The 23,524-nt window shown below is 72.3% G+C and carries 18 protein-coding genes; 8 read left to right on the forward strand and 10 right to left on the reverse strand.

The window, feature by feature from the left end:
- Positions 1-13 precede the first annotated feature (13 nt).
- The 3 genes from ACIA8R_RS04780 to ACIA8R_RS04790 form a co-directional block, all read right to left on the reverse strand.
- Positions 14-2,200 (reverse strand): SulP family inorganic anion transporter, encoded by a 2,187-nt coding sequence (locus tag ACIA8R_RS04780; RefSeq protein ID WP_397036594.1) that lies wholly within the window; start codon positions 2,198-2,200, stop codon positions 14-16.
- Positions 2,201-2,280: 80 nt separating this feature from the next.
- Positions 2,281-3,696: a hypothetical protein gene (locus tag ACIA8R_RS04785; RefSeq protein ID WP_364090208.1), complete on the reverse strand. Its 1,416-nt coding sequence runs from the start codon at positions 3,694-3,696 to the stop codon at positions 2,281-2,283.
- 199 nt (positions 3,697-3,895) lie between these two features.
- Positions 3,896-4,408 (reverse strand): YbhB/YbcL family Raf kinase inhibitor-like protein, encoded by a 513-nt coding sequence (locus tag ACIA8R_RS04790; protein WP_357697904.1) that lies wholly within the window; start codon positions 4,406-4,408, stop codon positions 3,896-3,898.
- Positions 4,409-5,080: 672 nt separating this feature from the next.
- On the opposite strand from ACIA8R_RS04790, the gene ACIA8R_RS04795 reads away from it, so the two are divergent.
- Both ACIA8R_RS04795 and ACIA8R_RS04800 read left to right on the forward strand, forming a co-directional pair.
- Positions 5,081-5,602 carry a PH domain-containing protein gene (locus ACIA8R_RS04795; RefSeq protein WP_364090205.1) on the forward strand — a complete coding sequence of 174 codons (522 nt, stop codon included), beginning with the start codon at positions 5,081-5,083 and terminating at the stop codon, positions 5,600-5,602.
- Positions 5,599-7,155 carry a PH domain-containing protein gene (locus ACIA8R_RS04800; RefSeq protein ID WP_397036597.1) on the forward strand — a complete coding sequence of 519 codons (1,557 nt, stop codon included), beginning with the start codon at positions 5,599-5,601 and terminating at the stop codon, positions 7,153-7,155. Before ACIA8R_RS04795 ends, ACIA8R_RS04800 begins: the two co-directional genes overlap by 4 nt.
- Positions 7,156-7,489: 334 nt before the next feature.
- On the opposite strand, the gene sepH is transcribed toward ACIA8R_RS04800, so the two are convergent.
- On the reverse strand, positions 7,490-10,498 hold the full coding sequence (gene sepH / locus ACIA8R_RS04805) for a septation protein SepH (RefSeq protein WP_397036599.1): 3,009 nt from the start codon (positions 10,496-10,498) through the stop codon (positions 7,490-7,492).
- A gap of 161 nt (positions 10,499-10,659) precedes the next feature.
- Positions 10,660-11,610, reverse strand: coding sequence for a S8 family serine peptidase (locus ACIA8R_RS04810; protein ID WP_364090196.1), 951 nt, complete (start codon positions 11,608-11,610; stop codon positions 10,660-10,662).
- A gap of 113 nt (positions 11,611-11,723) precedes the next feature.
- On the opposite strand from ACIA8R_RS04810, the gene ACIA8R_RS04815 reads away from it, so the two are divergent.
- Positions 11,724-12,659, forward strand: a complete 936-nt coding sequence (locus ACIA8R_RS04815) for a hypothetical protein (RefSeq protein ID WP_397036601.1) — start codon at positions 11,724-11,726, stop codon at positions 12,657-12,659.
- On the opposite strand, the gene ACIA8R_RS04820 is transcribed toward ACIA8R_RS04815, so the two are convergent.
- From ACIA8R_RS04820 to ACIA8R_RS04830, 3 genes are read right to left on the reverse strand one after another with little or no spacing between them, the layout of a single operon-like run.
- Positions 12,656-13,933, reverse strand: coding sequence for a D-arabinono-1,4-lactone oxidase (locus tag ACIA8R_RS04820; protein ID WP_397036603.1), 1,278 nt, complete (start codon positions 13,931-13,933; stop codon positions 12,656-12,658). The genes ACIA8R_RS04815 and ACIA8R_RS04820 overlap by 4 nt on opposite strands.
- Positions 13,934-13,977: 44 nt before the next feature.
- Complete coding sequence (locus ACIA8R_RS04825; RefSeq protein ID WP_397036605.1) at positions 13,978-14,700, reverse strand: polysaccharide deacetylase family protein; 723 nt, start codon at positions 14,698-14,700, stop codon at positions 13,978-13,980.
- A gap of 55 nt (positions 14,701-14,755) precedes the next feature.
- Positions 14,756-15,958 (reverse strand): MFS transporter, encoded by a 1,203-nt coding sequence (locus tag ACIA8R_RS04830; protein ID WP_397036607.1) that lies wholly within the window; start codon positions 15,956-15,958, stop codon positions 14,756-14,758.
- 92 nt (positions 15,959-16,050) lie between these two features.
- On the opposite strand from ACIA8R_RS04830, the gene ACIA8R_RS04835 reads away from it, so the two are divergent.
- Positions 16,051-17,232 carry a lytic transglycosylase domain-containing protein gene (locus ACIA8R_RS04835; protein WP_397036609.1) on the forward strand — a complete coding sequence of 394 codons (1,182 nt, stop codon included), beginning with the start codon at positions 16,051-16,053 and terminating at the stop codon, positions 17,230-17,232.
- Here ACIA8R_RS04835 and ACIA8R_RS04840 read toward each other — a convergent pair.
- Positions 17,223-18,182 carry a ferrochelatase gene (locus ACIA8R_RS04840; RefSeq protein WP_397036611.1) on the reverse strand — a complete coding sequence of 320 codons (960 nt, stop codon included), beginning with the start codon at positions 18,180-18,182 and terminating at the stop codon, positions 17,223-17,225. The genes ACIA8R_RS04835 and ACIA8R_RS04840 overlap by 10 nt on opposite strands.
- 98 nt (positions 18,183-18,280) lie before the next feature.
- Between ACIA8R_RS04840 and ACIA8R_RS04845 the strand changes: the two genes are divergently transcribed.
- Entirely contained in the window at positions 18,281-20,257 is a 1,977-nt protein-coding gene (locus tag ACIA8R_RS04845; protein ID WP_397036613.1) for a prolyl oligopeptidase family serine peptidase, read from the forward strand.
- Positions 20,257-21,045 (forward strand): inositol monophosphatase family protein, encoded by a 789-nt coding sequence (locus tag ACIA8R_RS04850; protein WP_357697928.1) that lies wholly within the window; start codon positions 20,257-20,259, stop codon positions 21,043-21,045. Before ACIA8R_RS04845 ends, ACIA8R_RS04850 begins: the two co-directional genes overlap by 1 nt.
- A gap of 63 nt (positions 21,046-21,108) precedes the next feature.
- On the opposite strand, the gene ACIA8R_RS04855 is transcribed toward ACIA8R_RS04850, so the two are convergent.
- Positions 21,109-21,273, reverse strand: coding sequence for a hypothetical protein (locus ACIA8R_RS04855; protein WP_357697930.1), 165 nt, complete (start codon positions 21,271-21,273; stop codon positions 21,109-21,111).
- 224 nt (positions 21,274-21,497) lie between these two features.
- Between ACIA8R_RS04855 and ACIA8R_RS04860 the strand changes: the two genes are divergently transcribed.
- Together ACIA8R_RS04860 and ACIA8R_RS04865 are read left to right on the forward strand one after the other, a co-directional pair.
- Positions 21,498-22,151 (forward strand): response regulator transcription factor, encoded by a 654-nt coding sequence (locus ACIA8R_RS04860; RefSeq protein ID WP_349451511.1) that lies wholly within the window; start codon positions 21,498-21,500, stop codon positions 22,149-22,151.
- A gap of 38 nt (positions 22,152-22,189) precedes the next feature.
- The gene (locus ACIA8R_RS04865; protein ID WP_397037312.1) at positions 22,190-23,458 is read left to right on the forward strand and encodes a sensor histidine kinase; all 1,269 of its coding nucleotides are present in this window, start codon (positions 22,190-22,192) and stop codon (positions 23,456-23,458) included.
- Positions 23,459-23,524 lie beyond the last annotated feature (66 nt).

A 23,524-nucleotide genomic window follows, 5' to 3' on the forward strand; every position in this document is an offset into this window, starting at 1 on the left:
GCGGGACGCGGGCTCACAACTTCACGGAGAGCGAAGACCGCAGCGGCGGCACCAGGTGCACCCGCGCCGACCCGATGTCGAAGTACAGGCCCACCAGCTCCAGCTTGCCCGCCCTGACCTGCTCGTCCACCTTCCGGTAGGTCCGCAGGTTCTCCAGCTGCTGCTGCACGTTCACCCGGCACAACACGTCGAGGGCCCCGTTGTGCAGCCGGTCGCCCTCGGTCTCGATGAACCTGGCCAGGCTGTGGTTCCCGTGCCGCAGCCAGCGCCGCAGCCCCGGCAGGCTGCCCGCCTGCACCCCGGCGCTGAGCACCCCGGCCATCGCCCCGCATCCGGAATGCCCGCACACGGTGATCGTGCGCACGCCGAGCACCTGCGTGGCGTACTCGATCGCGGCCACGACCGAGTCGTCGTGCGGCTCGGAGCCGCGGCGCGGCACCAGGTTGCCGATGTTGCGCACGGTGAACAGGTCGCCGGGGCCGCTCGCTGTGATCAGGCTGGGCACGATCCTGGAGTCGGCGCACGTGATGAACAGATGGGTCGGCTGCTGCTTGCCCGCCAGCTCAGTGAAGATCGGCCGCACCGGCGCAGCCGCACGGTGGTGGAGTTCGCGCGACCCCTCGGTGCAGGTGGCCGGGGCCGAGCCGCCGTCGTCGGGGATGGTGCGGCGTCCCGGACGCGTCCGCGGCGTCCACGGCACCCACCGCCGGTCGGGGGACCTGCCGGTACGGGTCCCGCGGGCCGCCAGCGCGTACCACTCGTCGTACGGCTCGTCGAGGTCGACCGTGCCGCCCGTCCGCTCGTGGTCCAGCCGCCAGGAGTGGATGGCCTCGAACGCCGCGTTGTCCATGAAGTCGATGGAGAGATCGAGGTCGACCGGCGTGCCCGCGGCGATCGACCGCAGCCCGTGCGTGAGCCTGGGCACGCCGAGGAACGTCAGCGAGCCGGTGACCGTCACGTGCAGGCGGCCGTCCTGCTCCTCGCGCCTGCGTACGTTCACCCAGGTCAGCCGGCGCAGCGCGAGCAGCCCGGCCAGCGCCAGCCCGGCCAGCACCCCTTCGGCCAGGCCCAGCACGAGCACGGACACCACCGTCACCACGTAGACCGGCACCTCGCCGTGCCCGCGGCCCTTCCTGAGGCGCGCGAGGCCGGCCATCCGCACGCCGGTGAACACCAGCAGCGCCGCCAGCGCCTCCAGCGGGATCAGCCGAACCGTCCAGCCGAACCCCACCGCGAACACCAGCACCCACACCCCGTGCAGGATCGACGACGACCGGGTGCGCCCGCCGGCCCGCACGTTCGCCTCCGTACGCACGATTCCACCGGCGATCGGCAGGCCGCCCAGCGCCCCCGACACCATGTTGGCCACGCCCTGTCCGGCCAGCTCCTGGTCGAGGTCGGCGCGACGGCCGGGGTGACCTCCGTCGGCGGACGTCGCGCCCAGCAGCGACTCGACGCTGCCCAGCATCGCCACGAGCAGCACCGCGCCCACGATCGTGTGCCAGTCGGCGGACGGCAGCACGGGGAAGCCCCACCCGGAGAAGCTGCCGGCCAGGTCGACGCGGGTGACGTCCCAGCCGGACAGCCAGGCGACGCCCGCTGCGGCCGGCAGCGCGACCAGCGGCGCCGGCACCGCCCTGACCCGCTCGGGCAGCCGCGTCCACAACGCGAGCACCACGATCGTGAACAGGCCCAGCGCGACCTTGTGCCCGTGGAGGCCGGCGATCTGCCCGGGCAGGTCGGCCAGGTTGGCCAGGGCCGAGAGCTGGGGCTGCCCGCCGAGGACCACGTGGAGCTGGGAGAGCGCGAGGATCACGCCCACCGCCGCCAGCAGGCCGCGGACGACCGCAGGGGAGAGGACCGGCACCACCCTGGCCGCCTTGACCACGCCGAGCACCAGCTGGACGGCCCCCGCCAGCAGCGTGATCATGCACGTGGCCCGCCAGCCGTGAATGCGCACCAGCTCGACGACCACCACGGACACCCCGGCCGCGGGCCCGCTCACCTGGACGGCCGATCCGCCCAGCGAGCCGGCCACGACCCCGCCCACGACGGCGGCGATGAGCCCGGCGGCCGGCGGTGCGCCCGAGGCCGTCGCGATGCCCAGGGAGAACGGGACTGCGACGAGGAAGACCACGAGCGAAGCGGGTAGATCATGCCGTAGCGTACGCAACCAGCTACTGAGGGTATCGCCGATCATGTCGGAAACCCTAGTGGTGCGCCACCCCCGCTTTAGCGGGTCGTCGCGGGGGTTTTACTCATTCGGTAAGGGGCCGGAGATCAGCGGTAGTAGTCGTTGTAGTCCTGCTCCGGGGCCCGGCGGCGGCCGCCGCCGTTGTCGGCCTGGCCGGGAGCGGCCGCGTCCTGCGACTGCCCGCCGTACGTCGGCCAGTTCGCCGTGCCGGACGGCGGCTCGGGCCAGGCGGGGCCGGGCCCGGCGGCGAAGTCGCCCGTCTCGTACGCGACCGAGGACGGCTGGGGCGTCGCCGGAGGAGCCGACAGCACGTCGTCGTAGGCCGAGACCGCGCGGGCGGGGACGGTCGGGGTGCCGGTGGCCGGGGAGGGCCCGGTGATCGGGGAGCCGGAGTCGTCGGCCACGGCCCAGCCGGCGCGCACCTCGTACGACGCCGGGAAGGCGGCGGACGGGGAGGCGGTGGCCGCGGGCTGCTCGACGAAGGCGGGCCAGGAGCCGGCCGGGGCGGCGTAGGAGGCCGGGGAGGGGTCGTCGAGGATGTCGGGCGAGGCGGCGGGCCAGGAGCCCGAGGTGGCCGCGGCGGGCGCGCCCGTCCAGGTCGTCTCAAGGGGGTCGGCCGCGTTGTTGTAGGCGGGGAACGGGTCGCTGGTCGGCGCGCCGTGGATGGGCGTGACCGGGGCGACCGGGAAGGACCCGCTGGAGGTGACGCCGGAGTAGGACCCGCCGGACGTCGCCGGGTAGGAGGGGGAGGCGGGGAACGAGCCGTTGCCGTTCGCGGGGTGGGCGCCGCTCGCCGGCAGGGCCTCGGGACGCGAGGCCGGCACGACCGGCTGGGCGGCCCCGCCGAGCAGGCTCAGCACGTCGGGCGTCGGCGCCGCGAACGTCACCGTGCGCTGGTCGGCCATGTCGGACGCGGAGGGAACCGGTCGCTTGGCGGGCTCCACCAGGTCGGCGAGGTTGGCCGCGGCGGCCGGGGCGGGCTGGCGCTGGGGCAGGGGGGCCTGGACGGTCGCGGCGTTGGGGTCGGCCGCGGCGGCCACGGGTTGCGGCTTCGCGGGACGCTCACGGCGCTCGGCCGGGCGCTCACGGCGCTCTGCGGGCTGCTCGCGATCGACGGGACGCGCGGCGCCCTTCCTGGCCGCCACGGTGCCGCCGGCGCCGAAACCGCCCTCCTCGGCGTCGCTGCGGATGTTCGCCCAGAACTCCTCGTCCTCGTGGTCGGTGGTCGGGTTGCCCCACTCGTCGACGCCACGCCTGCCACGCTGGCCGGTGCGGACGGGTTTGGGCTTCACCTCGTCGATCGGGGAGAAGTCAGGGCTGAAATTGGCCATCCGTGGTTCGTGCGCGGCGAACTCGTCGGTGGACCGGGCGTGCGTCATCTCCTCCTTCTCGGCCATCTCCTTCAGCCGTTCCGGAGGGAGAGAGCTCTCCCGGCGGTTCATGGAACGCATGCCCAGTGCCACGACGACGAGCACGAGGAGCACGACAGCGACCAAGCTCACGACGACCGCGATCATTGCACCACCCTCAAAGCCATGGCCTCCCTGTGGCATCGGTGAGATCGCGCGGCCATCGACGCGATCTGCCCCCTTTGATCACCAATGCCTAACAATTGGATCTGATTCTGTCGGACCACTATGAGAGTTGTCACACCCTACGCAAAGAATTGGTCCATCCGGTCTACCTGCGGTGATCGCCCTGTCACTGGATGTTCACCGCCGTCAGCCGGCCCCGGGCGATCGTGTGGTCGGCGATCTCCTTCAAGATCTCGGGGAGCCCGCCCTCTTTCGCCTCGACCTTGTCGTTCAACGTGTAGACGGTGAACCGGTAGCTGCCCGGGGTGTTGCAGGGCGGTTCGTAGCCCGCCTTCCCGCTGGTGACCTTGGCCTGGCCGGAGCCCTCGGGCGGACTCTCGGCGGCACCCGGCCCCAGCTCGGTCGTGGTCGCCGGGATGTTGTAGAGCACCCAGTGAACGGCCGATTCGGAGGGAGTGTGGGAGTCGACCACGATCGCGATCGACTTGGCCTTCGGCAAGGGCTCGCTGGACCAGCGCAGCGGCGGGCTGCCCTGGCGGCCCCGGCAGGAGTACTCGCCCGGCAGCGGCATGCCGTCGCGCAACTCCGGGCTCGAGACGTTGATCTCCGCGATCTCCTTGGCCTGGGACCTTCCGATGCCCAGGGCGGCGCAACCTGACAAGGTGAGCGCGAAAGCCACCACTGTCACACTGACAGCGGCCCGCCTCACACGTGATGCCGTGTTACACAGCCCCATGCCGGATGATGCTACGCGGCTCTCGGCGGTGCGCAGACCGTTTCCCGATGGTCGGTCGTCGGCAAAGGAGCCGAAACCGGCCAGAATGCGGGGATCTCAGAGGTGAAGTTGGCCACAGCGACGCCGTCGGCGGGTCTGCGGGACGGGTGTCGCCATGACCTTCCTGGCCTGCCCGTTCCCAGGGGCGCGCGGCGGGGTCCCGGCGGGCGGGAGGTAGGGACAAAACGGGCATGGTTTCGGTCGGCGTCCGGCAGGCAAAATTCAGCTGCGCCGGAAGTGGCGGTTGTGCCTTGCGGCGGACGGCGGCTGCCACGCTTCGTGAGGGCGTTTCGCGCGTGGTGCGGTAACGCGCCGCCGGGCCTGGATGGCACGAACGTGGCGCCGCCGACGTGGCCCAGCTCGACAGCCTGCGGCCGGCCGCCACCGAGCATGCACCCGCCGCGTCCGGGCGTCCGCCCGACACGCCGCTACGGCCGACCGATCTTTACCCGCCGCCGCCGGTGAGCGCGATGGGTCGCGGACGCCATTCCCCATGGGCGTCCTGAGGCCCTTGAGGGCGATCTTCGGGGGGCGTAGCCAGATCGTCTTTCGGGCCGTGCGCCCTAAGCTGGTCGTGTGACGTCAAAAGGCCCACTGCGTGACCCCGCGCACCGAGTCTCGCCCAAGGCCCGCCGCCTGTGGTTGCTGCAGGCGGCCATCGGGTTCGTGTTCTTCGTGGGCGGTTCGGCCGTGGTGGCCGGGTGGGTGGGCGGCAGCGGGTGGTCGTGGGTGCCGTCCTGGCTCGCCGCGCACACCTGGCTGTTGCCGCTGGTCGTCGGGGTGGTGCTGACGCCGTTCCTCGCGGCCGAGCCGTTCGTCCGGTACGCCGTCCACCGCTGGGAGTTGTCGGGCGACGTCGTCTACGCCAGGTCGGGGTTCCTGACCAGGGAGTGGGTGTTCGTGCCGGTGAGCCGCATCCAGACGGTCGACAAGGGCCAGGGGTGGATGGAACGGCTGCTCGGCCTGGCCACGCTGGAGATCCGCACCGCCTCCCACGCCGGCTCCTCCACGATCAAGGGCCTCGACTTCGAGGTCGCGGCCGGGCTCGCCGAACGGCTGGCCCACCGCGCCGAAGAGCTCAGGGACGACGCCACGTGACCCAGCCGCCCCCGCCCCCGCCGCCGCCGCCGCCTCCGCCTCAGCCCCTGCCGCCCCCGCCCCCCGCGCCGCGGCGGCTGAGCCCCAAGGTGCTGCTCATCGATCCGGTACGCATGCTGCCCTCGCTGCTGCTGCCCCTGGTCGGCGTGCTGTTCGTGGGCGGCTTCTCGGCCAGGTCGTACGCGTGGGCGGCGATCGGCGTCGTCGGCACCGTGGCGTTCGCGGTCATCCGCTGGGCCACCTTCACGTACGAGATCGTCGGCGACCGCCTGGAGACCAAACGCTCCCTGATCAGCCGCTCGATCCGGACCATCCCGCTGGAGCGGGTGCGCGGCGTGGACGTCTCCACGCCGCCCATGCACCGCATACTCGGGCTCGCCGTGCTCAAGGTCGACACGGGCGCGAGCGGCGACGACGAGGAGGCCGCGCTCGACGGCGTCACGCTGGGCGAGGCCGAACGCCTCAAGGCGGTGCTGCTGCGCCGCGCCGTCCAGGTCAGGGCCGCCGAGCACATCCCCGGGCCCGGTCCGGCGCCCGTCGACCGGTCGATCATCGCCGTCCCGCGCCGGTGGCTCCTGTACGGGCCGTTGTCCGGGGCGTACCTGCTCACGCCGTTCGCGCTCGCCGGCGGCGCGGTGGGGCTGGCCTTCCAGTGGGGCGACGACCTGGGCTTCGGCCAGGACGCCGCCTGGAGCGCGGGGGAGTGGCTGTGGGAGCACCCCTACCTGCTGCTCGTCGTGGCGTTGCTGCTGGTCGTCGCCATGCCGTTCGTCGGCGGCGTCATGTACGCGGTGTTCAACTGGGACTTCAGGCTCACCCGCCGCGACGGCTACCTCGTGGCCGAGCGCGGGCTGATCAACCGGCGCAGCGTGTCGCTGGAGTCCCGCAGGGTGCGTGGCTACGAGATCGTCGACGGTCTGGCCGAACGCCTGGCCGGGGTCGTACGCGTCTGGGCGATCGTGACCGGGCTGGGCGACTCCGAGACGCGCGGGCAACTCCTGCCCGACGTGCCGCGCCAGGTCGCCGTCGGCGTCACCGCCGACGCGGTCGGACCCTTCCGCTCCACCCTGCGCCCCCATCCGCCCATCGCGCGCAACCGCCGCCTGTTCCGGGCGGTCTTCCCCTGGCTCCTCCTGGCCGCGCTGAGCGCCGCGGGGGCGTGGGCCACGGGAATGATGCTCTGGTGGGTTCTGGCGGTCCTGGCGTTGCTCCTGGCGGGCGCTGGGGTGTTCCTGGGCCTCGACCGGTACGCCTCCCTGGGGCATGGCTACGACGGGGCCCGCCTGGTGGTCCGGTCGGGCTCGCTGCGCCGCGCCGAGGCGGTGGTCGAACGCCGGGCCGTGGTGGGCTGGCGGCTGCGCCAGACCTGGTTCCAGCGACGGGCCGGGGTGCTGACGCTGATCGCGGGGGTCGGGGCGGGGAAGGGCGGCTACCACGCACTGGACGTCTCCGAGGCTCAGGGGGCCGCGTTCCCCGCCGAGGTGACGCCGGAGTGGCTGGCCCCGTTCGCGCAGCCCGACGTACCGGCCCGCCCCTTCCCGCCACAACACTGAACCCCTCAGCCTCCCGGCGGCTGGTTCCATCGCAAGGCGGCGACTTCGCGCCGGCGACTCGGCCCGGCACCACCCGCGGCCGGTTCCGCCGCAAAGCGGTGACTTCGCGCCGGGCGCCCCCGCACCGGGGCTCGGTTGGTCCCGCCGCAAGGCGTCCGCACGGGGGCCCGGCGGGTCGGACGGCGATTTCTCGGGGGGTTTGCGGAGGGGCCTTGTCCGTTCCGCGCGGCCTGGGCGGCACCGCGTCCTTGAACGGCCGAGGCCGCGCCCTCCTGTCGAGGTGGGCGCGGCCCCTGGTCGATGACGGCGATCGGTGTCCCTGATCGCGGGTGGGTCAGTCCTGGCGGCGGGCGCCGAACATGATCTCGTCCCACGTCGGCACGGAGGCCCGGCGGCCCCGCGCGCCCTTGCGCGCCTGACGCGCGGCCGGCGCGGGCGGCGGAGAGGGCACCGGGACGTCCTCCTTGCCGGGGCCCTTGCTGTCGTCCTTGGCGTCGTCCTTGCCGGGACGCGCGGCCGGGATCGGCGGGGCGCCCTTGGGCGCGCCGGGGCCGGGCTTGGGCTTGGGCGCAGGCGCCTTCTTCTCCGGCACCTCGACCGTCTCGGCCACCTCTTCAGGCGTCCCGGCGTTCCCGGCCACCTCTTCAGGCGTCCCGGCGTTCCCGGCCACCTCTTCAGGCGTCCCGGCGTTCCCGGCCACTTCCTCAGGCGCCTCGGCCTTCCCGGCCACCTCGTCGGGCGTTTCGGTGTTCTCGGCCACCCTTTCGGGCGTCTCGGCCTTCTGGGCCACCTCTTCAGGCGTCTCCGGCACCTCGGTCTTCGAGGCCGCCTCTTCGGGCGCCTCCGGCGCGGCGGCGTTCTGGGTGGCCGTGTCCTTGGCGGCCTCGTCCTGGATGGCCGCGTCCTGGGTGGCCGTGGCTGCCGGTGCTGTCGCCGGGCTCGTCTGCTCCGCCTTCGCGGAGTCCGCCGCGCTCTGGGCGACCGGCGACGCGGCGGCCGAGGACTCCTGCGAGGTGGCTGCGGGCGTTTCGTCGCGCGGCGCGTCCTGCGAGGTGGCCGTGGGCGTCTCGTTCGTCGACGCGTGGTGGGTGGTCGCCTGCGGCGTTTCGGTGGCCGGTGCGTCCTGGGAGGTGGCGGTGGACGTCTCGGTGGCCGGTGCGTCCTGGGAGGCTGCCGTGGTCGCCGGTGTGGCTTCGGTGGTCGCCTGCGGGGCCGCTTCCGCGGTGGCGGGCTTCTCGCTCATGGCGGATGCGGCGGCGGAGGCATCCTCCGCAGCGGCCTTCGGGACGTCCGTCGCACCGGTCGTTGAGGCGTCGGGCGCGTCGGCTGTCGCAACGTTCGCCGCGTCGGCCGTCGGGACGGCGGTTGTGGCGGGCTCTGCGTCGTCGGCGGAGGCGGCGCTGGTGACCTGAGGCGTCGAAGGCGCGCCGGTCTTGGCCTCGGTGGTCCGGGCATCGCCGGTCTCGGAGGCGGCCGACGCGACGGCGGGCTCCGGGGCGGCGGTGTCTCCAGGCGCGGGAGAACCGGTGGTGGTGGTCTCCGTCGCGGTGGACGGCTGAGCATCCACGGCCGCCGAGCTCGCCGCCTGGACGTCGGTGGCGGCGGACGCCTCCGGCCCGGCGTTCGTGGCCGACGTCTCCGGCTGTGCGGCAGAGGCAGCGGACGTCTCCGGCTGTGCGGCAGAACTGGCGGACGTCTCCGGCTGGACGGTGGAGGCGGCCGGCGGCTCTGGCTGGGCTGCCGAGGTGGCGGCGGGCTCCGGCTGGGTCGGCGTTGAAGCCGAGGCGGCGGGCTGGGGCGGGGCCGAGTCCGGAGCCTCGGACCGGGCGGCGGGTTCGTCGGCCGCCGCCGCCGTGGACGGCTGCTCCGCCGCCCCCGTCGCCGTGCCGCCAGGAGCGGCGGACGTCGCGAGAGCCTCAGGAGCGGTCGACGTCTGGAGGGCGTCAGGAGCGGTCGCTGTCGCCGGGGCCTCGGGAGCGGGTGCCGGGGTCGGGGTGGGTGCGTGCTGGGTGGGGCCGTCCGTGGGCGGCTGAGGCGGTGCGGCGGGCTCGGAGGGCGTCGGCTGCGAAGGCGCAGGCTGGGAGGTGAGCGGGCGGGAGGGCGGGTTGGCGGGCGCGTAGATCGTGTCGTCGCGCTCGCCGGAGCGGCTGGAGCCGAAGTCGGGCAGCCACGGTGACGTGCCGCCGCGGCGGGAGGAGGCGTCGGCGGAGCGGCCGAACCCGGTCTCGCGCCCCGCGGTCTCCCCACGGTGCCCCTCGGCGCGGGAGTCCTCGCCCCGGAACCCAGGAGCCCGGCCGTCGTCACCACGGAAGCCCTGGCCACGGTCGTCGCCGTGGAAGCCCTGGGCGCGGGTGTCCTCGCCGCGGAATCCGTCGGGGCGGGGGGGCTCGGGGCGGTAGGTGTCCCCTCGGGAGGCGGGGCGGGAGCCGTCGGCGCGGGACGGGTCGGGGTGGAAGCCCTCGCCCCGGAAGGGGGCACGGGTGTTGTCGGACAGGGACGACGAGGTGTCCGACGCGGTCTCCCGAGACGGGGACGGCCGGTCGAACGGCACGTCACGCCCAGGCATGTCCGGCCCCCGGCCGTAACCGCCGGTGTCGGCGGACCTGGGCGGCGGGGTGTAGCCGACGGCCGGCTCCTCCGGCTCGCGGCGTACGACCGACGGGAAGGGCAGCGGGTCGGAGGCGAGCGGCGGCACCGGCTGCAGCTTGGCCACCCGAGGCGCGAACGGCGTGACCGTGGTGTCCTCCACCACGGCGGGATCGGGATCGAAGTCGGCGGACGACAGGCGCATGGCCTCGTCGTCGTGCGGGGAGACGTGGCGCTTGCGCGGGTCGAAGAGCCATTCGGCGTGGCGCGTGTGACCGTTCCAGACGTAGCCGAGCTTGACCCGCCACAGGCCGTCGTCGCGCTTGGCCGAATCCCAGTCGATCTCGTCGGTGGGCACGCCGCGCCTGGTCAGCCGCTCGGCCACCAGCTCGCCGAGGGTGGGACCGGGAGCGGTCTCCCCGGGCATGCGGACGGCGACACGCTGCGCCTGCTGGGCGACGTACTCCCGCTCCTGCAGCACCGGGCCCTCGAACCAGCGGACTCGTTCGACCGGGATCCCGGCGGTCGCGGCGATCTGTTCCGCTGTCTCTCCGGCGCGGATGCGTGCCTGGATCTCCTTGGGGCGCAACGGGCTCTCCACTTCGATCTCGTACTGGCCGAGACGGGAGAAGTTGCCACGGACGGCAGCACGGAGCCGATCGTCCACAGGAAGGGTGAAGCGCGTACCTCGCCCGGCAGTAGCCAGCACGAGATAGGTGCCGTCCTCACTCACCGCGACGAGTCGGAGCTCCTGCATGCGAGTCCCTTCGTCAGCGTCGCCATTCTTCCCCCGGACCCTTGAGTCTCTCGCGTGTGCCGGTTGCCTGCCAGCACCGTACCCGGCATGTCCGAACATCGCCTTCCTGGGAAGCCCCGGGGGCGATGTGACGCCGGTCACATTTGTGGAATCCATTTCCTCTAGTGCCCGCCGCTGTGCATGAGGAGGTTAGAGCTCCTCGACGGATTCTGGCGAATCGCGGGGCGTGCTGTTGTGCACTTCAGCGAACTCGCGACAAGGGACGGGCCGGCATCGGGACTGCGTTCGAGAAGACGCGCCGCGGCCGCGGCGAGATACGGGGCGGCCGCCGAGAACGCCTGCCCGCCGGAGGCAACCTGGCACCAACCTGAGTCGGCCGCGCCCGCGACGAACACGCCCGAGCGCACCAGCGACCGTACGGCGGCGCCGAGCGCGGGCGAGTCGGCCCCGTCGGCGGCGAGCGTGACGACGGACGGGCCGCGCGCGTGCCGCCGGATCCAGTCGAGCCCGGCCAGCACGTCTGCCAGCGAGCCCGACCCCGCGCAACCGAGCACCCGCACCGACGCGATCCTGGCCTCCGGCGCCCGCGAGGCGACGGCCTTGGCGACGTGCGTGCCGTGCCCGGCGCAGTCGCGACCGGTGCCGCCGGTGGCGTCGAAGGCGCGCCAGGCCCGGTCGCCGAACTCGGTCCGGGTGACGTCTACTCCGCTGTCCACGACGTAGACGGTGGTGCCCGCGCCGGTGGACGTGTCAGAGGTGTCGGCGGGGGCGGGCGTGTCGCCGGGCATGGCGTGGATCTCGCGATCGGGCTCGACCGCCAGGACGCGGGGGTCGGATCTGAGCTCGGTCAGCTCGCCGGCGGTCAGGAAGGTGGCGAATCCGGGCAGGGCCTCGGTGTAGTAGCGCCGTACCCGCCATCTCACCTCCGCGACGAGGTCCCGGGCGTCCGCGCGGCTGCGGGCGGTGACGATGTAGGGCCGGGTGGGCTCGGAGGCGGAGGGGCGCAGGGCGAGTCCGGAGGCGGGCGTCATGGCGAGAGGGACAGCGGTCGTCGCGGCCGTCGCCACGGCCGCGGCGAGGTAGACGGAGGGTAGGCCGAATCGTCGGGGCACGAGTTACGAGGATGCCTGTCGCGCAGGTCACAGGAACAACGGGACACGCGCTCGCGTCTATTCACGAGGAAGCTCTTTACCGAACGTATGACCAGAGGGGACTGATCCGGGGGATGACCGCCGAGCAGCGGAAGTTCGAGCTGAGCGTGCCACAGATCCTCGGGAGTGCCCTCGCCGCCGTCACCGCCGCGGTGGCCGCCTCCTACCTCGGGGTGGCGGGCACCGTGATCGGCGCCGCCGTGGTCAGCATCGCGAGCACGGTGGCGAGCGCCGTCTACACGCACTATCTCAAGCGCACCGGTGAGCGGGTCAAGCAGCACACGCTGTCCGCGTGGCACGAGGAGCAGGAGGAGGGCAAGGGCCTGCTCGCCGCGGCCGCGTACGCCACCCCGGCCGCGGGCGAGGAGACGGCCGCGCGCCGCCCCCCGGCGGTAGGCGAGGAGACGGCCGCGTTCCGTACTCCGGTGGACGACGAGGACGACGAGGACGACGAGGACACGGCCGTGTTCGCCGTTCGACCGGGTGGCGAAGGCGGGCGGGACACGCTGGTCATGCCGGTCGCCGTTCCCGCCGACGGGCACAGGGGGCTGCCGTGGCTGAAGATGGCGGTGGCGGCCGCGCTGGTGTTCGCGGTCAGCATGGGCGGCATCCTCGCCTTCCAGGCCGTCGACCACCAGACGCTGCACGAGCGGGTCACCGGCAGGCAGACGCCGGTGAAGGAGCATCAGCGCGCCCCCGTCCAGGACCAGGGGCGCGACCGCCGGGACCGCGAGGTGCTGCCGACCGGGCCGGCGGAGTCGCCGACCCCGCTCCCGACGCCGACGGACACGCCGCGCACGCCGCCGCCGTCCCCGACCGAGGAGCCGGAGCCGAGCGTCACGCCGACGCCCACGCCCACGGACACGGTCGAGCCCGTCGAGACACCTCAGCCCGACGGGGAGGAGCAGGAGAGCCCCGACCCGGGTGAGCAGCAGTCCAGCGCGCCCCCGCCCACGCAACCCCAGGACGACCCGCCCCTCCAGCAGGAGGGCCGCCAGCCGCAGCGCTAGCCCAGCACCACGTCGAGGTAGTCGTTGGTGAACACCCGGCGCGGGTCCAGGCGGTCGCGCAGCGCGACGAAGTCGTCGAAGCGGGGGTAGACCTTGCGCAGGTACGCGGCGTCCCTGGTGTGCAGCTTGCCCCAGTGCGGCCGGCCCTCCAGCCGGTTCATGATCTCCTCCACGCCCTCGAAGTACGCGGGGTTGGGCGTGGGGCGGTAGATGTGGCAGGCGACGTAGGCGGAGTCGCGGCCGTACGCGGTCGACAGCCACGCGTCGCTGGGCGGCGTGACGCGCACCTCGACGGGAAAGGTGATCTTCCAGTCCATCCTGTCGATCAGGTCGCGGGTCTCGCGCAGCGCCTGGGCCAGGTGCCGGCGCGGCACGGCGTACTCCATCTCCAGGAAACGCACGTCGCGGCGGGCCGTGAACACCTTGTACGAGGTGTCCACCGCCTCGGAGTCGCCCAGCGCCGCCGCGCTGATCGCGTTGATCCGCGGGATCAGCGCCGGACGCCGCCCGCCGACGGCGCACGCGGCGCCGAAGACGGTGTTCTCCAGGAACACGTTGTCCAGCCAGTGCTTGAGCGCGCTCGGCGGCCTGGCCGGGCCCGCGTCCCGGTTGTTGGTCTTGACCAGGCAGGCGTCGGTGTGCGGCAGCCAGAAGAAGTCGAGGTGCTCGTTGGCCGAGGTCATCGAGTCGAGCGAGGCGAGCATGTCGGTGAGCGTCATCCTGCGCCGCCGGTTGCGCAGCAGGAACGCGGGCTCCACCCGGAACGTCACGGCCGTCAGCACGCCGAGCGCCCCGAGCCCGACCCTGGCCGCGTCGAACAGGTCCTCGCCGGGCGCGGCCGTGACGACCGAGCCGTCGGCGAGCACCAGCTCCAGCTCGGCGACCTGGTCGGCCAGGCCGCCGCTGTCGCGGCCGGTGCCGTGGGTGCCGGTCTGGATCGCGCCGGCGACGGTCTGCTCGGTGATGTCGCCCATGTTGGCCAGGGCCAGGCCGCGCTGGTCGAGCAGCTCGTTCAGCACCTTGAGCGGCGTGCCGGCCTGGACGGTGACGCGGTCCTCGGCGGCGGACCTGATGCCGCTCAGCCCCTCGGGACGCAGCATGATCCCGTCGGTGAGGGCCACCCCGGTGAAGGAGTGGCCCGTGCCCACCATGCGCAGGCGGCGCCCGGCGGCCGAGGCGTCCCGTACGGCCTGGACGACGTCCGCCACGCTCGTGGGGGTGCGCACCTCGGCAGGGGCGCCCGTCTGATTCCCGGCCCAGTTAGTGAAGACCATGAGGCGCCCCTCCGAGCGTCGTTCCGATTAAACGTGAACGATACTCACTTCTGCCAGCCTTCGGGAACCGGGAAAATCTGGCCGGGCTCAAGGTTCTGTCGCTTGATCACGTCGGAGACCGTCACCAGCTGGTACCCCTTGGCCTGCAGGGACTTGATGATGGACGGCATGGCGTCCACGGTCTGCTTGACCCAGTCGTGCATGAGGATGATGCCGTCGCGCTGGGCCACCTCAAGGGTCTTCTTCTTGATGGCCTCGACGTTCTTGCTCTCCCAGTCGTGCGAGCCGGCCGTCCAGAGGACCATCGGCATGCCGAACTCGGTCGCGACGTCGGACACCTGGATGTCGGCCAGCCCGTACGGCGGGCGCAGCAGCTTGGGCTCGACGCCCGCCGCCTTCTTGACCGCGTCCTGGGTCTTCTTGATCTCGCTTCTGATCTCCCCGGCTTCGATCTTGGTGAAGTCCGGGTGCCTGTAGCTGTGGTTGCCCACCTCATGGCCCTCGGCGACCATGCGCTTGACGAAGGCCGGACGGCTGGTGACGTACTGGCCCTCCAGGAAGAACGTCGCCTTGGCGCCGGTCTTCTTGAGGGTGTCGAGCAGAGTTCCCGCGTACTGGCCGGGCCCGTCGTCGAAGGTCAGCGCGAGGCACTTGACCTGCTCGCAATCGACCTCGGCCTTCTTCGGCGTCTGGGCGAACGCGGGCGCGGGAGCCAGAGTGACGCAAACTGCAGCGATAGCTAGAAGTGAAGTGATTTGTCGGGACATAGCAAAGCTTCCGGTGTGATGGGTGTTGCGAGGGATAACTCCCGACCGTAGCGGATCAACTCTTCATGGGTGAAGACGCTTCCGGAAGTCTCAGCAAACCCGAACCTCCGACGCCCACGACCGCCGCCAGCAGCGCCGCGCACACCGCGAAACCGAACGCGCTGGACGCGCCGAACAGGTCGGTGAGCCGCCCGCCCGCCCACGCGCCGATCGCCACGCCGAACCCGATCGAGGTGGAGATCCACGCCATGCCCTCGGTGAGCAGGGACGGCGGCACCAGCCGCTCGGTGAGCGAGAACCCGGTGATGAGCGTCGGCGAGATGGCCAGACCGGCCACGAACGCCACGGCGGCCATGACCCACGGGTCGTCCACGAGCAGGATCGGCACCAGGCCGACCACGAACACGCCCAGCGCGCGGACGAACCGGGCGCGCAACGAGATCCGCCACTGCCGCGAGCCGAACCACAGCCCCGACACCATCGACCCGCCCGCGAACGCGGCCAGCAGGAACCCGGAGACGCCCTTCACGCCGTGCTCCTCGGCGAAGGCGACCATGATCAGGTCCACCGAGCCGAACACCGAGCCGAGCCCGAGGTAGACGCACGCCAGCAGGGCGATGCCGGGGATCAGGATGGGCGTGCCGCCGCCCGTCCTGACCAGCTGCACGGGCGGCTGCGTACGCCGCTGCGCCGCCAGGGCCAGGCAGCCGCCGAGCATGCACACCAGCGCCACCACCAGCCCCGCGTACGGGTTGACCGCCGTGGCCAGCACCGTGACGAGCGCGGGCCCGGTGACGAAGACCACCTCGTCGGCCACGGACTCGAACGCGAAGGCGGTGTGCAGCGTTCCCGTGCCGCCGTGGATGGTGGACCAGCGGGCCCGCACCATCGACCCGATGGACAGGGAGGAGGCGCCGATCAGCAGGCCGGAGACGTACAGGGTCCATTCGGGCAGGCGGAGCGCGGCGCTGAGCATCAGCGCGGCCATCGCCAGCGCGTTGACCACGGAGAAGGGGGCGATCACCCGGTTCTGCCCGAACCTGTCCACCAGCCGCCCCGACAGCGGCGCCGCGATCGCGAAGGCCACGTTGGTGGTCGCGCCGACCGCGCCGGCGGTGGCGAAGGACCCGGTGACGGTGGAGATCAGCAGCACGACCCCGATGCCGAGCATGGACATCGGCATCCGGCCGACGAACCCGGCCAGCACGAATCCTTTGACGCCGGGCCCGTTGAACAAACCCCGGTAAGGCCCGACCACGCTGTTTCCCCCTTACTTGGCGACCCAACGATCGCGCACTGTCTGTCCGGATGGCAACTGAAATTTCCGGCGGGTGGGTTAACGTGTGCCTGATGTCCGGTCTTCCCTCTCTCCGCGCGGTCCTGCTCATGGTCCTCGGCGTGCTCGTGGTCACCGCCGTGGCCGGGGGAGTCGTCGTGCTCGTGGGCGATGACCTGGTCAGAACCGCCCAGGAGCCGGTGCGCAGGCCGATCACCCGCGTGACCCCGGAGGGCGCTCCGCGCCTCGACAAGCTCGTACCCACGACGGCGCCGGTCAAGGATTTCGGACAGGGCGGACCGGGCGTCACCGTGACGCCGCCGCGCGTGCTGGCGATCGCGCCCGGCACTGTCTCCAGGCGTACCAGGCTCGCCCTCGGCGCGCTCAGGCACGTGCAGAAGGCGGCCGTCGTGGACGCCGGCGCGGTCAAGGTCTCCGGCACGTCGCTGAACCTGCTGGCCGTCGACCCCGCCGACTTCCGCTCCTGGACGCCGCAGCCCGTCGCCGACCAGCCGGCCGTCTGGAGCGCGCTGGCCAGGGGCGAGCTGGTCGCCGAGGCCGGCACGATGCGCAAGTACAGCATGATCCTCGGCGCGATGTACCAGGTGGACGGCGGCCCGAGGCTCCGGGTCGCGGCCTCGGCCACGCTCGGGCTCTCCGGCGTGGACGGCCTGGTCAGTGTCGAGGTGGGCAGGTCGCTCGGCTTCGCGAAGGGCGTCGCGGTGCTGCTGCACGGCAAACCGGGCACCATCGGCGAGACCGGGGTGCGCAAGCTGCTGGGCAAGGGCGCGCAGGTCGTCGTGCTCGACGCGGCCAGCCGCGCCCAGCAGCAACGGCGGCAGCAGCAACAACAGCAGCAGCCGGTCAACGTCGGCCGGCCGGGCAGCTACCTGGAGCTCTACCAGGCCGCCGCCACCCGCTGCCCCGGCCTGTCATGGACGGTGCTGGCGGCCATCGGCCAGGTCGAGAGCAGTCACGGCCGCAACAACGGGCCCTCCAGCGCCGGCGCCCTGGGGCCGATGCAGTTCATGCCCGCCACCTGGAAGCACTACGGCGTGGACGGCGACGGCGACGGCAAGGCCGACATCTGGAGCCCGTACGACGCGGTGCCCGGCGCCGCCAACTACCTGTGCGCCAACGGCGCGGGCAAGGGCCCCGAGAAGCTGCGCAAGGCGATCTGGTTCTACAACCACTCGTGGGACTACGTGAACAAGGTCATGGGCATCGCCGAGGCGTACGCCCGCACCTACGCCTGAGGCCGCCCGCCGGGACGGACCGGACGCGGGCAGCAGGTGAGCGGGCACGGGACGGGCTCGGGCTCGTCCATCAGCTCCCTGACCATGCGCACGAACGCCGGATGGGTGCCGGCCGTGGCCGCGCGCTCCATGGGCAGGCCCAGCTCGGCGGCCACCTGCCGGGCCTCGGTGTCGAGGTCGTAGACGACCTCCATGTGGTCGGAGACGAACCCGATCGGCACCAGCACGACCGAGCCGGCGTCCGTCTTGCGCAGGAAGTCGCACACGTCGGGCTCCAGCCACGGCACCTGCGGGGGGCCGCTGCGCGACTGCCACACCAGGTCCCATGGCTCGTCGCGGCCCAGGGCCCGGTTGACCAGCTCGGCGCTCCTGCGGAGCTGGGACTCGTACAGGCCGCCCGAGGGGCCGGCGGTCTCGGCCATCGACACCGGGATGCTGTGGGCGGTGAACACCAGCCTGGCGTCGTCGCGGCCGAGCCGTTCCAGCGCCACGCGCGTGTGGTCGGCCATCGCCGCGACGAACCCCGGGTGGTCGCCGAAGTGCCGCATCTTGATCAGCTCGGGGCCGCCCTCGACGGAGATCCTGGCGATGTCCTCGTAGTACTGGCGGCAGCTCGAATATCCGGCGAACGCCGAGGTGGCGAAGACGGCGGCCCGGCGCACGCCGTCGGCCGCCATGCGCCGCACGGTCTCCTCGCCGAAGGGGTGCCAGTTGCGGTTGCCCCAGTAGACCGGCACGCCCACGACCGGGCGCAGCGCCTCGACCAGCTCGCGGTTCTGCTGGTTGATCGGGCTGACGCCGCCGAAGCCCTGGTAGTGCTCGGCCACCGCGAGCAGCCGCTCGCGCGGGACGCCGCGCCCCCGCACGACGTTCTCCAGGAACGGCAGCACGTCGTCGGGCCCCTCGGGGCCGCCGAACGACAGGAGGAGGAGAGCGTCGTAATCAGCCACGTGTCAAGCCTAGTCAGGAGGCCCGGTGGTCCGCGCCCGAGGGAGCACCGAGCGCGCCGCCTCCCGTGGAGCGGCGGTGACCAGGTAGGTTCGATCGAGTGAGCGCATTCGATGACATTCGTGACTATGTGGCCATTCCCCGGGTCCTCTCCCTGAAGCTCTCGCCTGACGGCTCCCGCCTGATCTCGGTCGTGCAGGCGCTCGAACCCGACGGCAAGTCGTACGGCACCGCGCTCTGGGCGATCCCCGTCGACGGTGAGCCGTACCGCCTGACCCGTTCCGCCAAGGGCGAGTCGGCCGCCGTCTTCACCGACGCGGGGGACGTGCTGTTCACCTCCGCGCGCCCCGACCCCACCGTCAAGGACGCGGCCGACGAGGTGCCCGCGCTGTGGCTGCTGCCGCGCGCCGGCGGCGAGGCCCGCCAGATCGCCACCCGTCCCGGCGGCATCGGCGCCGCCCGCACGGCGGGCGACGTGGTGGTGTTCGCCTCCGACGTGCTCGACGGCGAGGAGGCGACCGAGGACGAGCGGCGCAAGGCCCGCAAGGACGCCGGCATCAGCGCGATCCTGCACGAGGGCTACCCGGTCCGCTACTGGGACCACGACCTCGGCCCGGCCCGCACCCGGCTGTTCGCCGGCCGGCTCGGCGCCGACCGTCTGGAGGACGTGCGCGAGCTGACCCCCGACGCGGGCGAGGCGCTGCGCGACACCACCTTCGAGCTCACCCCCGACGGCTCCACCGTGATCGCCTCCTGGCGCCGGTACCTGCCCGGCGGCGACAACCGCACGGACCTGGTCGCCATCGACGTGGCCACCGGCGAGCGGCGCACCCTGCTCACCGACGAGGCCCACGACTTCGGCGGCCCGATCGCCGTCTCGCCCGACGGCACGCGGGTGGCCTGCGCGCGCGAGCGCATCACGAGCGTGGACGTCTCCGTCCGCGTGGAGCTGTGGATCGCCGACCTGGCCACCGGCGAGGGCCGGGCCTACGCCCCCGGCCTGTTCCCGACGGACGTCGCCTGGGCCCCCGACTCCTCGGCCCTCTATCTGGTCGCCGACCACCAGGGCCGCCGTCCGGTCTTCCGCGTCCCGCTGGCCGGCGAGCACACCAGGCTCACCGCCGACGACGCCGCCTACCTCGGGGTCAACGCGAGCGCCGACGGCACGTACGTCTACGCCCTGCGCAGCAACATCGCCCTCGCCCCCGCCCCCGCCAGGATCGACGTGGCCACCGGCGAGATCGCCGACCTGCCCTCGCCGGCCCCGCGTCCCGAGGTGCCGGGCACGCTGACCGAGATCTCGGCCACCGCCGACGACGGCGCGACCGTGCGCGGCTGGCTCGTGCTGCCCGAGGGCGCCTCGGCCGACAGCCCCGCGCCGTTCCTGCTGTGGATCCACGGCGGCCCGGTCGCGTCCTGGAACGACTGGCAGTGGCGCTGGCAGTCGTGGATCATGGCCCAGCGCGGGTACGCCGTCCTCATGCCCGACCCTTGCCTGTCCACCGGCTACGGCCAGGAGATGATCGACCGCGGCTGGGGCGACTGGGGCCCCCGCACCCAGGCCGACCTCGACGCCATCGTGGACGTCGCACTGGCCAGGGACGACATCGACAACGAGCGCGTGGCGGCGATGGGCGGCTCGTTCGGCGGCTACATGGCCAACTGGCTGGCCGGGCACACCGACCGCTACCAGGCCATCGTCACCCACGCCGCGCTGTGGAACCTCGACCAGTTCGCCGGCACCACCGACTTCTCCCTGTACTGGCAGCGCGAGTTCGGCGAGCCGGGCTCGGAGCGCTACGACCGGCTCTCCCCGCACCTGGCGGTCGGCAAGATCACCACCCCGATGCTCGTCATCCACGGCGACAAGGACTACCGGGTGCCGATCGGCGAGTCCCTGCGCCTGTGGTGGGACCTCCAGCGCTCCGACGTCGAGTCGAAGTTCCTGTACTTCCCCGACGAGAACCACTGGATCCTCAAGCCGGGCAACGTCATCGCCTGGTACGAGACCGTTCTCGCCTTCCTCGCCCAGCACGTGCTCGGCGAGGAGTGGAAGCGCCCGGACTCGGTGGCCTGATGACCGACTTCCTGCGGCTGGCCGAGGACATCGCCCGGGAGGCCGGCGACATGCTGCTGGCCAAGCGGCCCACGATGTCGGCGGACGTCGAGACCAAGTCCAGCCCCACCGACGTCGTCACCGTCCTGGACAAGGCGTCGGAGGAGCTGATCCGCGAGCGCGTCCTGGCGGTCCGCCCGGACGACCGCTTCCTCGGCGAGGAGGGCGGCGAGGCGCCGGGCGCGTCCGACGTGCGGTGGATCGTCGACCCCGTGGACGGCACCGTCAACTTCCTGTACGGCCTGCCGGACTGGGCGGTGTCGATCGCTGTCGAGGTGGCCGGGCAGGTCGTGGCGGGGGTGGTCAACGTGCCGGCGCGGGGAGAGGTGTTCACCGCCGCGCTCGGCGAGGGCGCCTGGCTGGGCGGCGCGCGGCTGCGCTGCAACAGAGAGGTGCCGATGGCCAGGGCGCTGGTCGCGACCGGGTTCGGCTATTCGGCGCCGCGCCGCGAGGTCCAGGGGCGGGTCGTGGCGTCGGTGCTGCCGCGGGTTCGTGACATCCGGCGCGGCGGCTCGTGTGCCATCGACCTGTGCTCGGTGGCGGCCGGGCGGGTGGACGCGTACTACGAGCGCGGCACCAACGCGTGGGACTTCGCCGCGGCCGGGCTGGTGGCGACCGAGTCGGGAGCCCGGCTCGGCGGGCTGCGCGGCCGTCCGGCCGGCCCGGAGTTCGTGCTGTGCGCGGCGCCCGGCCTGTTCGAGGAGCTGCACGACCTGCTCGTGCCGCTGGACCCCGAACGCGACTCCTGACGGATCGGCGCGCATGACGGGACGGCCGGGACCCCATGGGCCCCGGCCGTCGCACACGTCTGTCTAACGCGGCAGCGGGATGCCGTGATCGTCGGCCAGGCGGCGCAGGTCCTCGATCTCGGCGGTGAGGGTGTCGGCGAGGTAGTCGTCGCCGGTGCAACGGGCCTCGGTGAGGCCCTTGTAAGCCTGGTCGAGGCGGCGTTCGATCGTGGTGGTGAACTCGCCCATCTCACCTACTCTCTCAGGGGTTCGATCCGTGCGGGGTGAAGTGGACCCCATTGCCAGTGGATGTCCGGGCAATGGGTGTCCCGACGGCATACCCCGGGTTATCGCCCTCTGAAACATGAATTTCCGCGGCCCCTGCCCGGTCCACCCCTGGACATGCCTTACCGTGCGCTTATCGAGCCTGTAGGCAGAATGAGGCACCGGAACCGGAAAGAGGTGTACCAGGCGTGCGAGTGCTGGTTGTAGAGGACGAGCGGGTGCTCGCCGACGCGATCGCGACCGGGCTGAGGCGTGAGGCCATGGCCGTCGACGTCGCCTACGACGGCGGCGGCGCCCTTGAGCGCACCTCCTACATCGACTACGACGTCATCGTGCTCGACCGCGACCTGCCGGTCGTGCACGGCGACGAGGTGTGCCGCAGGCTGGTCGAGCAGCGTTCGGCCTCGCGGATCCTCATGCTGACCGCCTCCGGCGACGTGGACGACAAGGTGGAGGGGCTCGGCCTCGGGGCCGACGACTACCTGGCCAAGCCGTTCGTGTTCATCGAGCTGGTGGCCCGGGTGCGCGCGCTCGGCCGGCGTTCCGCGCCCGCGCTGCCGCCCGTGCTGGAGCGGGCCGGCATCCGCCTCGACCCGGGCAAGCGGCTGGTCGAGCGCGACGGCAAGGAGATCGTCCTCACCAAGAAGGAGTTCGCGGTCCTGGAGGAGCTGATGCGCGCCGAGGGCGCGGTGGTCAGCCAGGAGGACCTGCTGGACAAGGCGTGGGACGAGAACATCGACCCGTTCACGAACGTGGTCCGGGTGACCATGATGACGTTGCGGAAGAAGCTGGGCGAGCCTCAGGTGATCGAGACCGTGCCCGGGGTTGGGTACAAGTTGTGAGTGAACGGCCAGAGGGCGGGGCGGGGCCGACGCATCCGATGATCAGCCCCCATTCGGCCAGGAAGGCGACGCGCGTGCAGGAGGCGCCACCCCCGAGCGGGCCGCCGGCCTGGGACGGCCCGCCCCCGCCCGGCTCCGAGACGCCCGTCCGCAGCCCCCTGGAACGTGTCAAGGGGCTGCCGGCCAAGGTCAGCATCCGGTGGCGGCTCACGCTCACCTACAGCGCCCTGGTGTTCGCCGCCGCGGCCGTGCTGCTGTTCGTCGTCTACTCGATCGTGGGCAGGTCGATCGAGAACGCCTGGCCCGACCTGATCACCGACGACCTCGACCCCCTCGACGCCGCCATCATGCAGAACCGGTGGACCCTGGCCAAGGGGCGGGCCGTCAGCAGCGCCCGCGACGCGTTGTTCAGCAGCTCGTTCATGGCGCTGGCCGGGGTCGGCATCCTCGCGCTCATCATCGGCTACTTCGTGGCCGACCGGGCTCTGCGGCCGGTCGCCCAGATGACCAGCGCGGCCCGCAAGCTGTCGGAGAGCACGCTGGCCCATCAGCGCATCGCCCTGCGCGGCCCCAACGACGAGCTGAAGGAGCTGGCCGACACCTTCGACGCCATGCTGACCCGGCTCAACGTCGCCTTCGACACCCAGCGCAGATTCGTGGCCAACGCCTCCCACGAATTGCGCACGCCGTTGACGATTAACCGGACCGTCCTGGAGATCGCGCTGTCGGATCCGGAGGCGTCGGAGGATCTCAAAGCGCTCGGCCGTACGTTGCTGGAAGTCAACGCGCGTAACGAGAAGCTCATCGAGGGGTTGCTGTTGCTCGCCAGGAGCGAACGCGAACTCGCGGTGCGCAAACCGCTCGACGTTCAGGAAGTCGCGCAGACGGCCGTGGAACAGCTCGCGCCCTTCGCCGCGGAACAGGGCGTGACCGTTGTGGCCGAACTGGTCAGCGCGCCTACCGTGGGCGACCCGGTGCTTCTGGAGCGGTCGGTCGGCAACCTGCTGGAGAACGCCCTCAAGTACAACCTTCCCGAAAGCGGAAAAGTCTGGATCCGAACGGGAATGGCGGACGGGGGGCTGGTTGTTCAGGTGGCCAACACGGGGCAGCACGTCCCGGCGTACGAGGTGAACAGCCTGTTCGAGCCGTTCAGGAGGCTCCACGCCGACCGCGTGGAATCGGCCAAGGGCTCGGGGCTGGGGCTGTCCATCGTGCGTGCGGTCGTGCAGGCACACGGTGGGAACGTGACCGCTGTGCCACGAGATGGCGGAGGACTTGTGGTGACGATTCGGCTTCCGACACGTTGATCGAGCGCCCTTGTGTGGGCCATGGGGCGCTGACGGGGTGACGTTCCGGTGTGTTCGTCCGCGTGT

Source organism: Nonomuraea sp. NPDC051191 (assembly GCF_044455665.1).
GTDB lineage: Bacteria > Actinomycetota > Actinomycetes > Streptosporangiales > Streptosporangiaceae > Nonomuraea.

Coding starts and splice junctions, on each gene's coding strand:
- ACIA8R_RS04780 (WP_397036594.1), bottom strand. CDS start 2,200: ATGATCGGCGATACCCTCAGTAGCTGGTTGCGTACGCTACGGCATGAT.
- sepH (WP_397036599.1), bottom strand. CDS start 10,498: ATGCAGGAGCTCCGACTCGTCGCGGTGAGTGAGGACGGCACCTATCTC.
- ACIA8R_RS04815 (WP_397036601.1), top strand. CDS start 11,724: ATGACCGCCGAGCAGCGGAAGTTCGAGCTGAGCGTGCCACAGATCCTC.
- ACIA8R_RS04820 (WP_397036603.1), bottom strand. CDS start 13,933: ATGGTCTTCACTAACTGGGCCGGGAATCAGACGGGCGCCCCTGCCGAG.
- ACIA8R_RS04825 (WP_397036605.1), bottom strand. CDS start 14,700: ATGTCCCGACAAATCACTTCACTTCTAGCTATCGCTGCAGTTTGCGTC.
- ACIA8R_RS04835 (WP_397036609.1), top strand. CDS start 16,051: ATGTCCGGTCTTCCCTCTCTCCGCGCGGTCCTGCTCATGGTCCTCGGC.
- ACIA8R_RS04850 (WP_357697928.1), top strand. CDS start 20,257: ATGACCGACTTCCTGCGGCTGGCCGAGGACATCGCCCGGGAGGCCGGC.
- ACIA8R_RS04855 (WP_357697930.1), bottom strand. CDS start 21,273: ATGGGCGAGTTCACCACCACGATCGAACGCCGCCTCGACCAGGCTTAC.
- ACIA8R_RS04865 (WP_397037312.1), top strand. CDS start 22,190: ATGATCAGCCCCCATTCGGCCAGGAAGGCGACGCGCGTGCAGGAGGCG.